General features: G+C 75.2%; 10 protein-coding genes. 2 read left to right on the top strand and 8 right to left on the bottom strand.

Features of this window, described 5'->3' with window-relative positions; translation table 11 throughout:
- Positions 1-214: 214 nt before the first annotated feature.
- Complete coding sequence (locus tag ACFVVU_RS13070) at positions 215-2482, bottom strand: ATP-dependent DNA helicase UvrD2 (RefSeq protein WP_380686439.1); 2268 nt, start codon at positions 2480-2482, stop codon at positions 215-217.
- 263 nt (positions 2483-2745) lie between these two features.
- Between ACFVVU_RS13070 and ACFVVU_RS13065 the strand changes: the two genes are divergently transcribed.
- Complete coding sequence (locus ACFVVU_RS13065; protein ID WP_344345785.1) at positions 2746-3003, top strand: mycoredoxin; 258 nt, start codon at positions 2746-2748, stop codon at positions 3001-3003.
- A 91-nt stretch (positions 3004-3094) separates the two neighbouring features.
- On the opposite strand, the gene ACFVVU_RS13060 is transcribed toward ACFVVU_RS13065, so the two are convergent.
- The 6 genes from ACFVVU_RS13060 to ACFVVU_RS13035 form a co-directional block, all read right to left on the bottom strand.
- Entirely contained in the window at positions 3095-3949 is an 855-nt protein-coding gene (locus ACFVVU_RS13060) for a GntR family transcriptional regulator (RefSeq protein WP_355363756.1), read from the bottom strand.
- A gap of 222 nt (positions 3950-4171) precedes the next feature.
- A complete protein-coding gene (gene nudC / locus ACFVVU_RS13055; RefSeq protein WP_380686437.1) occupies positions 4172-5122 on the bottom strand; it encodes an NAD(+) diphosphatase in 951 nt (316 codons plus the stop codon).
- A gap of 102 nt (positions 5123-5224) precedes the next feature.
- Positions 5225-6637, bottom strand: coding sequence for a dipeptidase (locus ACFVVU_RS13050; RefSeq protein WP_387789761.1), 1413 nt, complete (start codon positions 6635-6637; stop codon positions 5225-5227).
- Between the two features lie 214 nt (positions 6638-6851).
- A complete protein-coding gene (locus tag ACFVVU_RS13045) occupies positions 6852-9740 on the bottom strand; it encodes an FtsX-like permease family protein (protein WP_387789759.1) in 2889 nt (962 codons plus the stop codon).
- Entirely contained in the window at positions 9737-10510 is a 774-nt protein-coding gene (locus ACFVVU_RS13040; protein ID WP_387789757.1) for an ABC transporter ATP-binding protein, read from the bottom strand. Before ACFVVU_RS13040 ends, ACFVVU_RS13045 begins: the two co-directional genes overlap by 4 nt.
- Positions 10511-10645: 135 nt before the next feature.
- Positions 10646-11284 carry a PadR family transcriptional regulator gene (locus ACFVVU_RS13035; protein WP_380680587.1) on the bottom strand — a complete coding sequence of 213 codons (639 nt, stop codon included), beginning with the start codon at positions 11282-11284 and terminating at the stop codon, positions 10646-10648.
- A gap of 128 nt (positions 11285-11412) precedes the next feature.
- On the opposite strand from ACFVVU_RS13035, the gene ACFVVU_RS13030 reads away from it, so the two are divergent.
- Complete coding sequence (locus tag ACFVVU_RS13030) at positions 11413-12384, top strand: endonuclease/exonuclease/phosphatase family protein (protein ID WP_387789755.1); 972 nt, start codon at positions 11413-11415, stop codon at positions 12382-12384.
- Positions 12385-12397: 13 nt separating this feature from the next.
- Here ACFVVU_RS13030 and ACFVVU_RS13025 read toward each other — a convergent pair whose 3' ends face one another.
- Positions 12398-13666 (bottom strand): PP2C family protein-serine/threonine phosphatase, encoded by a 1269-nt coding sequence (locus ACFVVU_RS13025; RefSeq protein ID WP_380680581.1) that lies wholly within the window; start codon positions 13664-13666, stop codon positions 12398-12400.
- Between the last annotated feature and the right edge of the window lie 79 nt (positions 13667-13745).

The following is a 13745-nucleotide window of genomic DNA, read 5'->3' as shown; positions in this document are numbered from 1 at the left end:
GATGCTGGTGAAGCTGTGTGAAGCTGATCGAGCGTGTGAGGCTCGTGGCTGCGGGGGCATGCGGTGACAGGCGTCACCCCGGACGACCGCGTCCCCTTGACCGCTCCGGCAGGCTATTGCGCTCCCGGTACGGCGCGCAAACTATTTTTCCGGCGAGTTTCCCGACGGTCTCCGCGACGCCCCTCGGCGTCGGCCGCGATCGCCCCGGACCGGCTCAGGCCGGTTCGTCCGGCCGGCCGTCCGTGACGTCCTCCGGATCCCTGACGGGCTCCTCCCCCGCACACAACGAGAGCACGGCCGCCCCGTATTTGTCCAACTTCATCGCGCCGACCCCGGAGATTCCGGCGAGCTCCTGGCGGTTGGCGGGGACGTCCTCGGCGATGGCCATCAGGGTGGCGTCGGTGAACACGACGTAGGCGGGGGCCCCCTGTTCGCGGGCCTGGGCGGCGCGCCACTCGCGCAGCCGCTCGTAGAGCGCCTCGTCCATCGTGGAGGGGCAGCTCTCGCAGCGGCGCAGCTTGCGTTCGACGGCCTCGGTGAGGGCCCGCCCGCAGACCCGGCAGGTGACCGGGCCGCGGACCCGGCGCCCGGCGGAGCGCTCGCCGCCCTCGGCGCCGCCCCGCCCGCCGCGCCCGGCGGGGCGGGTGCCCGGGGCGCTGGAGCCCGGGCGCAGCCCGTCGAGGAAGCGGCTGGGCTTGCGGGAGGCGCGGCCGCCCGGGGAGCGGGAGAGCGCCCAGGAGAGGGTGAGGTGCTTGCGGGCGCGGGTGACGCCGACGTAGAGGAGGCGGCGTTCCTCCTCGACCTGTTCGTCGGTCTTGGCGTAGATGATCGGCAGGGTGCCCTCGGTGAGGCCGACGAGGTAGACGGCGTCCCATTCGAGGCCCTTGGCGGCGTGCAGGGAGGCGAGGGTGACGCCTTCGACGGCGGGGGCGTGCTGGGCGGCGGCGCGGGCGTCGAGTTCGGCGACGTAGGCGGCGAGGTCGGTGGACCGCCCGTCGGCGGCGCGGCCGCGTTCGAATTCCTCGGCGAGCCGGACGAGGGCGGCGAGGGACTCCCAGCGGTCGCGGACGGCGCCGGAGCCGGCGGGGGGTTCGGCGGTGAAGCCGCGGGTGGCGAGGACGGCGCGGACCTGGCCGGCGAGGTCGGGGGCGCCGTCGGTGACGGGGTCGGAGGCGGCCCGGGCGGCGCCGCGCAGCAGGACGCCGGCGTCGCGGACCTCGGGGCGTTCGAAGAACCGCTCGGCGCCCTTGAGCTGGTAGGGGACGCCGAGGTCGGCGAGGGCCTGCTCGTAGACCTCGGACTGGCCGTTGGTGCGGAAGAGGACGGCGATCTCGCTGGCGCGCACGCCGGCGGCGAGCAGGTCCTTGATCCGGCGGGCGGTGGTCTCGGCCTCGGTGGGTTCGTCCTCGTACTCGGTGTAGACGGGGTCGGGGCCGGCCTCGCGCTGGGAGACGAGTTCGAGGCGGTGGCGGGCGGCCTCGCCGCGGGCCTGGGCGAGCAGTCCGTTGGCGAGGTGGACGACCTGGGGGGTGGAGCGGTAGTCGCGGACGAGCTTGACGACGGTGGCGTCGGGGTGGCGGGTGCGGAAGCCCAGCAGGTAGTCGGGGGTGGCGCCGGTGAAGGAGTAGATGGTCTGGCTGGCGTCGCCGACGACGCAGAGGCTGGCGCCGCCGCCGGGGCCGGTCCACTGGTCGAGCAGGCGCTGCTGGAGCGGGGAGACGTCCTGGTACTCGTCGACGGTGAAGTGCCGGTACTGGGAGCGGACCTGGTCGGCGATGTCGGGGCGGTCCTCCAGGATGGCGGCGGTGAGCAGCAGCACGTCCTCGAAGTCGATGTTCCCGCGGCGGCTCTTGGTCTCCTCGTAGACCCGGTAGACCTGGGCGGTCTCGGCGGGGTCGCGGGGGGCCTCGCGGCCGGACTTGGCGACGGCGGCGGGGTAGTCGTCGGGGCCGGTCTGGGTGACCTTGGCCCATTCGATCTCGGCGGTGAGGTCGCGCAGTTCGGTGCGCTGGACGCGCAGGCCGCAGCGGCCGGCGGCCTCGGCGACCAGCTGGACCTTGCGTTCGAGCAGCTGGGGGACGGGTCCGCCGACGGCGCGCGGCCAGAAGTACTGGAGCTGGCGCAGGGCGGCGGCGTGGAAGGTGCGGGCCTGGACGCCCTCGGCGCCGAGCTGGCGCAGGCGGCCGCGCATCTCGCCGGCGGCGCGGGCGGTGAAGGTGACGGCGAGGACCTGCTGGGGCTGGTAGACGCCGCTGCGCACGCCGTAGGCGATGCGGTGGGTGATGGCGCGGGTCTTGCCGGTGCCGGCGCCGGCGAGGACGCAGACGGCACCGTGCAGGGCGGTGGCGACGGCCCGCTGTTCGGGGTCGAGTCCGGCGAGGACGGCGTCGGGGCCGCCGGCGGCGAGGTGGCCGGGCCGGTGGGCGTCCTGGTGTCCGTCGAACGGGCTGCCGCTCAAGAGGTCTTCCTGCATGCGTTCCATCCTCTCAGCCCGGGCGGACATCGCGGGCGGGGTTGTCCACAGGTGCGGTGTGATCGCAGGATGATCGCGTTGCGGGCGGCGGATAGTGGCACGCGGGGGCGCGCACCTTCCGCCCCGCGCCGGTTCGGACGGGCGTGCGCGGGCGCGGCCCGGCCGGTCCGGGTGCGGAATGACCGCCGGTCGGTGGGCGTTGACCCCCCGGAGCCGCGTGACCCGCGCGGCACCCCCGTGCAGGCCCCTCCCCTACCGAAGGAGTCCCCTCGATGTCCGGCAGCGTGACGATGTACAGCACGACCTGGTGCGGCTACTGCAACCGGCTCAAGAGCCAGCTGCAGCGCGAGGGCATCGGCTACACCGAGATCAACATCGAGGAGGACCCGGCGTCGGCGGCCTTCGTCGAGTCGGTGAACAACGGCAACCAGACCGTTCCGACGGTGCTGGTGAAGCCGGCCGGCGGCGGCGAGCAGGTCGTGATGACCAACCCGAGCCTGCTGCAGGTGAAGAAGGCCCTGGCGGCCTGACGCCCCGCGCTCGACGCCCGGCGCCCCCGCGGCGCCGGGCCGGCGCACGCCCACCCGTCCGCGCGCCCGCACACCCGCCCGCCCGCCGCGGCTACGGCGCGTCCGCCCGGGCCGGGTCGACCGGCGCCGCCGGCGCCGGCAGCGAGGCACGCGCGCCGAGGTCGCCGACGCCGTAGACCAGCCGGCTGCGGTCGGCGGAGTAGCGGGTCTCGATGACCCGCACCGGCCCGCGCCGGTCGTAGGTGACCCGGGTCTGGACCACCAGCGGCACCCCCGGCCCGCCCTGGAACCACTGGGCCTCCTCGGGCCCGGGCATCCGGGCGACCAGGTGGTCGACGGCACCGACCTCGGTGCGGCCGAGGGCGGCGAGCACCGCCTCGTCGCCGCCGTCGATCTGGTCGGGCTCCATAAGCGGGGTGCCGGCGGCGAGGCCGGCCCGGTAGTGGCTCTCCTCGATGGAGTACGGCTCGCGGTCGAGCATGCGCAGCTGGCGGCGGACGACGATGGCCTCGCCGGGGCGCAGTCCGAGCCGTTCGGCGATGTCGACCCGGGCCCGGACGATCATCATCTCGAAGTCGACCCCGAGCTCGCGCCCGCTCTCCGCGGCCTCGCCGCGGTAGACCGCGCTGGGGACGGCCAGGCAGTCGTGCGGGGCGGCGCCCTGCGGGTCGAGGCGGGGGGCGGGACCGTAGGCGCGGTGGTCGAGCACGGGGTGCTCGCGCAGGTAGGTGCCCTTGCCCTGGAGGCGGACCAGCCGGCCTTCGTTGACGAGGACGTCGACGGCGAGGCGGACGGTGTTGCGGGCGACGCCGTACTGGCGTTCCAGTTCGCTCTCGACCGGGAGTGCGGCCGCGGTGGTGAACTCGCCCTCGGCGATCCGGCGGCGCAGGTCGGCGGCGAGGCGCTGGTATTTGGGGGATTGGGCGGTGCCCCGGGGGATTGTCACCCGAGTGAATGTAGCGAGCCGGGTGAGGGGCTTTCAGGCGTTTGCGGCAAAGTCGACCGGGATCGGTGACTCCGCTCGCCAAGGCCCCGCGGACCGTACTGGACAGGGCCGCTCCGGTTACGAACATCCTGGGGAGAAGGGTTCGAAAAGGAAATTGGGGGCGCGCAGATCAACTCCGCGCGCCCCCAATCCATGGAACGCTCCGTGAACCGCCCGCCGGAATTACCAGCGGGCCGCCGCCGGCAGCGGCTCCCCGAACCAGAGCTCGACCAGGTGACGGGCGATCGAGATCCCCGACGGCGGCAGGATCTCCCCCGCCTCCATGCCCGCCCGCAGCTCGTCCCGGGAGAACCAGCGCGCCTCCGCCAGCTCCTCGCCGTCCACGGTGATCCCGGTGCCCTCCGGGTGCGCCCGGCCCAGGAAGCCCAGCATCAGACTGGACGGGAACGGCCACGGCTGGCTGGCCACGTAGGAGACCTCGGCGACCCGCACCCCGGCCTCCTCGTGCACCTCGCGCACCACCGCCTGCTCGATCGACTCCCCCGGCTCGACGAAGCCGGCCAGCGTCGACCAGCGGCCCTCCGGCCACAGCGCCTGACGGCCGAGCAGACAGCGGTCCTGCTCGTCGGTGATCAGCATGATCACCGCCGGATCGGTGCGCGGGTAGTGCTCGGCCGCGCAGGAGGTGCAGCGCCGCACGTGCCCGGCACCGGCCTTCTCGGTCGGGTGGCCGCAGCGCGAGCAGAAGCTGTGCAGCCGGTGCCAGTGCTCCAGCGCGACGGCGTGCACCAGCAGTCCGGCGTCCCGGTCGGAGAGCAGCGCGCCCACCTCGCGCAGCCCGGCCGGACGGGCGTCGCCGTCCAGCCGGCCCGGCAGGCTCTCGCCGGCCAGCGCGAAGTAGGAGACGCCTTCCTCGTCGGTGCCGAGGAAGTACCGGTCGCCGCTCTGCGGCGCCTCGAAGGAGGGCAGCAGGACCAGCTCGGTCCCCTGCCCGGTGTCCACCACGAACGCCTCGCCGCCGGCGATCGGCAGCACCTTGGTGGACGGGTGGCTCCACGCGGCCGCCAGCCAGGGCTCGTCGAACCGGTGCTGGGCCGCCCGGTCCACCCCGGCCCGGGCCAGCGCCAGGTGCAGCGGGCGTTCGGTCTCAGGCACGGTGCTCAACTGTTCCATCCCCACGTGATGAGTCTTCCGGACGGTTCGGGTCCCACGGTCGGTTCACCCGGGCCACCGGGTCGGGACGTGCCCGACCCGGTGTGCCCGCGCGCCCGAGGTTCACGCGTGCTCGCCGCCCGGCCGCCAGTTCTCGGCCAGGTCGGCCCACAGGTAGGCGGCGGTCTCGACGCCCTTGGCCAGCAGCTCCAGCTCGACCTTCTCGTCCACCGAGTGCCAGCCGTCCGAGGGCACCGAGATGCCCAGGAACAGCACCGGCGCGCCGAGCACGTCCTGCAGATCGGCGGCCGGGCCGGAGCCACCCTCACGGGTGAACAGGATCTTCTGCTCGAACGCCCGGCCCATCGCCCGCACGGTGGACTGCAGCGCCGGGTGGTCGAGCGGGGTCAGGCAGGGGCGGGTCGCGCCCGGGAAGACCAGCTCGTACCGGATGCCCTCGGGCACCCGGTCGGCCACCCAGGAGCGGACCGCCTCGCGGACCTTCTCCACCTCCTGCCCAGCGACCAGCCGGAAGGAGAGCTTCAGATGGGCCGAGGCGGGCACGATCGTCTTGCCGCCGGGGCCCGTGTAGCCGCCCCAGATGCCGTTGACCTCGGCGGTCGGGCGGGCCCAGATCCGCTCCAGGGTGGAGTAGCCCGCCTCGCCGCGGGTGCCGTACGACTTGGCGGTCCGCAGCCAGGCCGCCTCGTCGAAGGGCAGCTCGGCGAAGAGCGCGCGCTCGCGGTCGGTCAGCTCGACCACGCCGTCGTAGAAGCCGGGGACGGCGACCCGGTGGTCGGCGTCGTGCAGGCCGGCGGCCAGCTCGGCGGCGACGGTGGCCGGGTTGGGCACGGCGCCGCCGAAGGAGCCGGAGTGGATGTCGGTGTCCGGCCCGTACAGGTCGATCTGGGCGTCGGCCAGGCCCCGCATGCCGGTGCAGACGGTCGGCGTGGTCTCGGACCACATGCCGGTGTCCGAGATGATCACGACGTCGGCGGCCAGCCGGTCGGCCTCGCGGCGGACCAGGTCGGCGAAGTGCGGCGAGCCGGACTCCTCCTCGCCCTCGACCAGCAGCTTGAGGTTGACGGCCGGCGCGGTGCGGCCGGTGGCGGCCAGGTGGGCGCGCACACCGAGGGTGTGGAAGAACACCTGGCCCTTGTCGTCGGCGGCGCCCCGGGCGTACAGCCGGTCGCCGACCACGGTCGGCTCGAACGGGTCGGTCGCCCAGCCGTCCTCACGGGCGGCGGGCTGCACGTCGTGGTGGCCGTAGACGAGGACGGTCGGCGCGTCCGGGTCCCCGGAGGGCCACTCGGCGAAGACCGCCGGCAGGCCGTCCGTCTCCCAGACCTCGGTCACCGGGAAGCCGGTGTCGCGCAGCTTGGCGGCCAGCCACTCGGCGGAGCGGCGCACGTCGTCGGCCCGGCCGGGGTCGGCGGACACCGAGGGGATGCGGAGCCAGTCCGCGAGGTCCGCGAGGAAGGCGGGCCGGTGCTGGTCGATGAAGGAGCGGACGACGCTGTCCGGAGTTCTCGTCATACGGACGACTTTAGTTCGCCCGGGTGCCTGCGAGCGGCCCCGGTCCCGAAGGGTGGGCACCCCGGGGCCTGTTACGTCCGTCACCCATGCCTCCGGCACCGGCCCCGGCACCCCCGACGGCACGGCGTCCGGCACCCCGGACGCGCGCGGGCGTCCGGGGTGCCGGGGACGGGTCGTCGGGACCGGTCGTCGGGACCGGGCCGGCGCGAGCGGCTCAGCCGGTGCGGCGCAGCAGCGAGATCCGCGAGCGGGTGAGCAGCGCGGCCAGCGCCACCGCGAGCAGCGGCAGCAGGATCAGGGTGCCCCCGATGTTGAGCCAGGGGAACACCAGGACGGCCTTGGCCGCCTGCTCCTGCGCGCTCATCCCGGGATAGGCGCCCGCGGCGGCCTCGACCTTGCGCAGGGCGATCGCGGGCACGACGCCGGCGACGGTGCCGAGCACGGCGCCCATCGCGGCGATGACGCCGCACTGGAAGCCGGACAGGGTGCGCCGGATCCGGGGTGCGGCACCGACCGCCGCGAGGGTGGTCAGGTCCCGCTGGGAGTCGGCGGCGGCGAGGCCGGTGGCGATGCCGGCGGCGCCGAGCGCGACCAGGCCGGCGAACACGGTGAGGCCGAGGGTGATCAGGTTGCCCGGAGACCGGTAGCCGCGCTCGATGTCGAACTGGATGCCGTCGGTGAGCTTGGCGAGCGCGGCGCGGGCCTTCTGCTCCGCGCCGTCGGAGGTCGCGGCCTCGGGCCGCCACACCGAGCCGGTGTCGCGGGTGGTGAGGCCGAGGCGCTGCGCGGTGTCGGGGTTGAGCACGACCTGGTCGAAGCGGCCCAGCGGGGAGTCGGCGAGGTGGGCGTCGACGGTGACGGGGTGGACGGCCGGCTCGGCCTCGGGGTTGTTCTGGTCCCTCGGCTCGGTGAGCTCCAGGATGGCCTTGCCGTCCTTGACGAAGCGCTCGTCGAAGACGACGGCCTTGCCGGCCGCGAGGGCCTGGACGGTGGCGGTGTCGGTGACGTCGTAGAGGTTGCGCAGGAGGGCGCCGTCACCGGCCTGGACCATGCCGAAGGGGCTTCCGCGGGAGATCCGGTCCGACTTGCAGCGCGGGTCCTCACGGCTGAGCCGGTCCAGCTCCTCCGGGCTGACCGCCAGGCTGTGGCGGCCCCAGGCGGGGCAGCGGCGCTCCTCGGGCAGCACGAGCGTGGCCCAGCCGCAGTTGCCGTTGCGGCTGACCATGCAGTCGCCCTGGTAGTTGACGCGCTGGACGTCGGCGCGGGTCCCCAGGCCGGGGACGCTGTTCTGCACGGCGCCGCGCATCTGCGGCAGCATGGAGCCGTCGGCGCCGGCGCCCCAGCCGGCGGCGAGGATGACGGAGTTGGCGGGGCCGGAGGCGACGTACTCCCGGCGCTGCTCCTCGTCGCTGCTGACGGTGTAGACGCCGACGGCGACGGAGCCGGCGACGGCGGCCATGACGGCGGCGACGGCGGGGGCGGTGCGGCCGCGGTGACGCACCGAGTCGCGCAGGGCGAGCCGGGGGCCGAGCGGCAGCCAGCGGCCGATCCGGCCGAAGAGGCCGACCAGGTAGGGGGCGAGGGCGACCATGCCGAGTTCGGCGATCGCCGAGCCGCCGAGGACGCTGAGGGAGCGGCCGCCGAAGTCCCCGGTGGCGCCGAGCAGGGCGAGGGCGGAGCCGCCGCCGAGCATCAGCAGGCCGAGCAGGGCGAGCCTGCGGCTGGGCGGCTTGAGGTTGTCACGGCCGGTGAGGGCGGCGACGACGTCCTGCCGGGAGGCCTGGACGGCGGGCACGACGGCGGCCAGCAGGCCGGTGACGAGGCCGATCGCGGCGATGCCGAGCAGGTCGAGCAGCTGGAGGTCGAAATGGCCGAAGCGCTGGCCGGAGAACTCCTCGGCCCGGGTGCGCAGCAGGGCGACCAGGCCGAGGCCGAGGCCCAGGCCGACGACGGCGCCGGTGAGGCCGAGCACCACGCCGCCGCCGAGGACGACGGCGCGCACCTGGGAGCGGTCGCCGCCGCCGGCGGCGAGCAGGCCGAGCTGGCGGCGGGAGCGGCGGGCGCCGACGGCGAAGGCGGGGCCGGCGAGCAGCACGATCTCCAGCAGGGCCATGCCCATGACGGTGCCCATGACGACGACCGAGGTCCGGTCGAGGAACGGGGTGGGGCCGCTGCCGCCGCCCTGGCTGTCCTGGTAGACGTAGAACGGAATCTCGGCGCGGGGCGGCGGGTCGAGGATCACGCTGCGGGAGGCGGCGAGGAAGCCGTACTTGTTGAGCTCGACGACCTTGGCCCAGTCGAGGGTGGTCCCGGCGGGCAGCTTGACGAGCCAGTTGTTGACCTCCTCGCTGACGGAGGTGCGCCCGCGCGGCGCGGACTCGGCGTTGCCGGGCAGCTTGGCGAGCGGGTCGAGCAGGGCGCCGGGGCGGGCGAACAGGGTCAGCCCGCGCAGGTCGCCTGGGTACTCGGCGACGCCGGTGATGGTGTACGGGGTGGCTTCGAGGCCGCGTGGCGAGGTCCGGTCGCCGATCTTCAGCCCGGACGTGTCGAGGAAGGCCCGGGTGACGGCGATCTCGTGGTCGGCGCTCGGCGCGCGGCCCTCGACCATGTCGTAGCGGCCCTGCCAGACGGGGTCGGTCAGGTCGAGTTCGGTGACCCGGACGTTGGCGAGGCCCTCGGCGGTGCTGGTGGTGAGGTAGGGGCCCTCGCGCAGCGGCACCAGGGTGGCGCCGGGCAGCAGTTGCCGGACGAGGTCGGCGGGCGGGGTGTCGAGGCCGCGCTGCTGCTCGGGGGTGAGGACGGGCTTGCCGTTCTCCTTCTTCGCCTCGTCGACGGTGGTGATCTTGCGGTCGACGGCGGGGTCGGGGGTCTGCAGCACGATGGCGCCGCGTTCGACGATCTCCAGGGAGGCGTCGGCCCGGCCCATGGTGCGCTCGATCTTCTCGACGGGGTCGAGTTCGGCGCTGCGGAAGAACACGTCGGCGCCGGTGACGCCGAGCACGGGCAGGGCGACCATGGCGACGACGAGGGCGCTGCGGCCCTTGGCGCGCAGGGCGTCGCGGCGGGCGATGCGCAGGGCGACCCGCCAGGAACCGAGCTTCACTCGCCCACCGAGCCCTTCGCGTTGGCGGCGGCGGCGACGAGCAGGCTGCCGGCGTCCTGGCTGGCGCTCTCGTCGACCATCCGGCCGTCGCGCAGGAAGACGACGCGGTCGGCCCAGGCGGCGTGGCGGGCTTCGTGGGTGACCATCATGGCGGCGGCGCCGGCGTCGCAGCGGGCGCGCAGTACGGCGAGCACGGCTTCACCGGTGGTGGAGTCGAGGGCGCCGGTGGGTTCGTCGGCGAGCACGAGGCGGCGGTCGCCGATGAGGGCGCGGGCGATGGCGACGCGCTGCTGCTGACCTCCGGACATGTCGTCGGGGAAGCGGTCGGCGAGTTCGGGGATGCCGAGCTCCTCCAGGGCGACGAGGGCCTCGCGGCGGGCGGCGCGGGCGGACAGGCCGTCGAGTTCGCGCGGCAGGGAGATGTTCTCGGCGGCGGTGAGGGCCGGTATGAGGTTGTAGTCCTGGAAGACGTAGCCGACGGAGCGGCGGCGGACCTCGGCGAGCCGCTTGCGGTTGAGTCCGCCGAGCACGACGCCCTCGACCAGCACCTGGCCGGTGCTGGGGGTGTCGAGGCCGCCGGCGAGCGTCAGCAGGGTCGACTTGCCGGAGCCGGAGGGGCCCATGACGGCGACGAACTCGCCGGGGTGGACCTTGAGGTCGACTCCGCGCAGCGCCTGGACCTCGGCGGCACCTTGTCCGTGGACGCGGGTGACGTTGTCCAGGTGCAGGACGGCGTTGGCGCCGTTCCCGCTCGGGCCGGTGTGGGACACGTTTCCCCCTGCTGTGGTGGGGCCGTCGCGCGGTGGCGCGGGCGGGCCGGTGATTCGGGTGGTTCGCACGGTTCGGGTGGTGCGGGTGCTTCGGGTCGTTCGGGCACGTCGGGCGGTTGAGGTGGTTCGGGCTGCTCAGGCCTTGCTGCGGCGGCGGCCGAACCGGGTGGGCGCGGCCGGGCCCGGGCCGTCGCGGGTCTCGGCGGCCCGGGCCTGCTCGATCTCGGCGCGCTGGGCCAGCCTGGTCTCGCAGTGGTCGAGCCAGCGGACCTCGGCCTCGGTCTGGAAGATCAACTGTTCGAGGACCAGCAGCCAGGCGAGGTCGGAGCCGGGCTGCTCCTCGGCGCCACCGGGGCGGGCCTCACCGGCCAGGGCGCGGGCCTTGAGCCGGGTGTAGTCCTGGAGCGCCTTGATGCTGTGCCGGCGCTGGCCCTGGACCACGGCGGGCACGTCGACGCCGGGGACGGTGACGGCCATCGCGAGCTTGATGGCGAGTTCGTCGCGGGGCGGGTTGGTGCGCGGCACCGGGGTGTCGAACCAGGCGCGCAGTTCGGCGCGGCCGGCGTCGGTGGCCTCGTAGAACTGGTGGCCCTCCTCGTCCTCCCCGGCGGGGGCGACCAGGCCGTCGCGCTCCAGACGCGCGAGGGTGGTGTAGACCTGGCCGACGTTGAGCGGCCAGGTGGCGCCGGTGCGCGCCTCGAACTCGGTTCTCAGTTGGTAGCCGTAGCGCGGCCCCTGGTCGAGCAGGGCGAGCAGGCCGTGGCGGATGGACATACCGAGTATGTATACCGGGTATGCTCGACGGGTCAAGCCGGAGGGGTCCGTCCGGGGGTGGCCAGGGAGCCGAGCGGGGAGCCGGCCGGGGGTCCGGCCGTCACCGGCGCGGGGTAACGTCGGGGGGCGTGAGCCAGTTGCGCATCGCCACCTTCAATCTGTTGCACGGTCAGCCGCTCGCGCCCGACGGCGCCCCGCGGCCCTTCCCCGCCGACCCCGGCGGGCCGCTCGCCGAGGCCGTGGCCGCGCTGGACGCCGACGTGCTGGCGCTCCAGGAGGTGGACCGCGGCCAGGCCCGCTCCGGCGGCACCGACCAGACCGCCGTCGCCGCCAAGGCGATGGGCGCCGCCGACTGGCGGTTCGCCGCCGCGCTGCACGGCCGGCCCGCGCCGGTGGCCGGCTGGCTGCCGGAGGCCTCGGCGCCGGCCGGGATCCGGGTGTACGGACCGGCCGAGGTCGGCGACGACGCGCCGCCCGCCTACGGCACGGCGCTGCTGACCCGGCTGCCGGTGCGGCACTGGCGGGCCCGCCGGTTCGCGCCGGCGCCGTTCGGGCTGCCGCTGCGGGTGGCCGGGCGGCGCGGGCTGACGCCGGTGCCGGACGAGCCGCGGGCCGCGCTGGCGGCCGTCCTGGAGGGCGCGCACGGCCCGTTCACCGTGGTGGCCGCGCACCTGTCGTTCGTGCCGGGCTGGAACATGGCGCAGCTGGCGGCGATCCGCCGGTGGATCGCCGACCTGCCGCAGCCGTACCTGGTGCTGGGGGACTTCAATCTGGTGGGCGCGGTGCCGCGCACGGTGCTGGGCGGGGCGAGCGCGCTGGAGCGTTCGGCGCCGCGGGTGCGGGTGCGGGAGCTGCGGGCGGCCCGCCGGGCCCGGCCGGCGCTGGTGGAGCCGCGACGGCGGCGGGTGCGGGAGCCGCGGGCGCGGCTGCAGGGCTGGTCGGACCTGGTGCGCACGCCGACGTACCCCTCGCACCGGCCGGCGGTGCAGTTCGACCACGTGCTGGCGGTGGGGGTGCCGCGCTCCGCGGTGGGGGCGGCGTCCGCGCCGCGCACGGGGGTGTCGGACCACCGGCCGCTGCTGGTGCGGGTGTCCCTCTAGGCCTCCGCACCGGTCACTGCCGGGACAGGTGCCCGTTCTGCTGGGGGACCATCGGCACGGGCGGGGCGGGCGGAGTGAGCGGGCGGTCGGGGTCGGCGGGGGCGTGCGCGGCGGTGAGGGCGGCGGCCGGGGTTCCGGCGGCCGGCGGGGGCTCGTACTGGAGGAGCAGCATGGCGGCGTCGTCGCCGAGCTGGCGCCCGACGTGGCGCACCACGTCCTCGTGCAGGCGGCGCAGCACGTCGACGGGGCCGCCGCCGTGGGCGCAGCGCGGGAGGCGTTCGGCGAGCGGGTAGAAGGCGCCGGCCCGGTCGCGGGCCTCGATGACGCCGTCGGTGAAGAGCAGCACCCGGTCGCCGTGGAGCAGCGGGACGCGGTGGACCGGGGGGCGGACGTCGGCGGGGTCGAGGACGCCGAGCGGGGGCACCGTCTCGGCGAGTTCGAGCGGGCGGGCGGCCTCGGTGCCGCGCAGCAGCAGCGGGGCGGGGTGGCCGCAGTTGACGATCTCGGCGGTGCCGTCGGGGCGCACGCCGATGAGGACCAGGGTGACGAACTCCTCCTCGACACCGGGGTGGTCGTTCTCGTGCAGGGCGCGGTCGAGGCTGTCGGCGAGCCAGCCGGCGACCCGGTCGAGCGCGGCCTCCTGGTGGGCGGCCTCGCGGAAGGCGCCGAGCACGGCGGCGGCGGTCTCGACGGCGCCCAGGCCCTTGCCGCGCACGTCGCCGACGACGGCGCGCACGCCGTGCCGGGTGTTGACGACCTCGTAGAGGTCGCCGCCGATGCGGGCGTGGGCGGCGGCGGCCGCGTAGTGGACGGCGGCGCGCACGGTGCCGATCCGGTCGGGGACGGGGCGCAGCAGGACGCGGCGGGCGATCGAGGCGACGAGCTGGGCGTCGGCGAGCAGGCGCTCCTGGCGCAGCCTCAGGGTGGCGCTGACCCAGCCGATCGCGGCGACGAGGACGATGGCGAAGACGGTGGCGCTGTGCACGGACTCGCCGAGCACGTCGTTGCGGAAGGCCATCAGGAAGGCGGCGGCCTCGGTGAGGGCGCCGATGGCGAGGGGGTACCAGGTGCGGCGGCTGACCACGGCGGCCAGCGCGGGGACGGCGGTGAGCGCCGGTTCGACGGTCACCGCGGCGTCGGTGAAGTAGTCGAGGACGACGACCAGCGCCATGCCGATGAACGGCAGCGACAGTGCCGTCCTCGGCCAGGTGCCGGTCGCGCCGGGTACGGATCCCGGGGTCGGCCCGGCGAACCGTTCTCTGATCCATCCGGTCGCGCTCAACTTCGGTTTCTCCAGCAGAAGACGCCGATGCCCTGGGGCACCTGCGGTGATGACTGAGGGTTAGGGAATGCGGGCGTCG

The organism is Kitasatospora sp. NPDC057965, assembly GCF_042887135.1.
In the GTDB taxonomy this organism is placed as follows: Bacteria; Actinomycetota; Actinomycetes; order Streptomycetales; family Streptomycetaceae; genus Kitasatospora.
This window is presented reverse-complemented; position numbering and strand designations above follow the sequence as displayed.

Excerpts from the sequence above, each read along its gene's own strand:
- ACFVVU_RS13035 (WP_380680587.1), bottom strand. The coding sequence starts at position 11,284 with ATGTCCATCCGCCACGGCCTGCTCGCCCTGCTCGACCAGGGGCCGCGC.
- ACFVVU_RS13050 (WP_387789761.1), bottom strand. The coding sequence starts at position 6,637 with ATGACGAGAACTCCGGACAGCGTCGTCCGCTCCTTCATCGACCAGCAC.
- ACFVVU_RS13065 (WP_344345785.1), top strand. The coding sequence starts at position 2,746 with ATGTCCGGCAGCGTGACGATGTACAGCACGACCTGGTGCGGCTACTGC.
- ACFVVU_RS13070 (WP_380686439.1), bottom strand. The coding sequence starts at position 2,482 with ATGGAACGCATGCAGGAAGACCTCTTGAGCGGCAGCCCGTTCGACGGA.
- nudC (WP_380686437.1), bottom strand. The coding sequence starts at position 5,122 with ATGGAACAGTTGAGCACCGTGCCTGAGACCGAACGCCCGCTGCACCTG.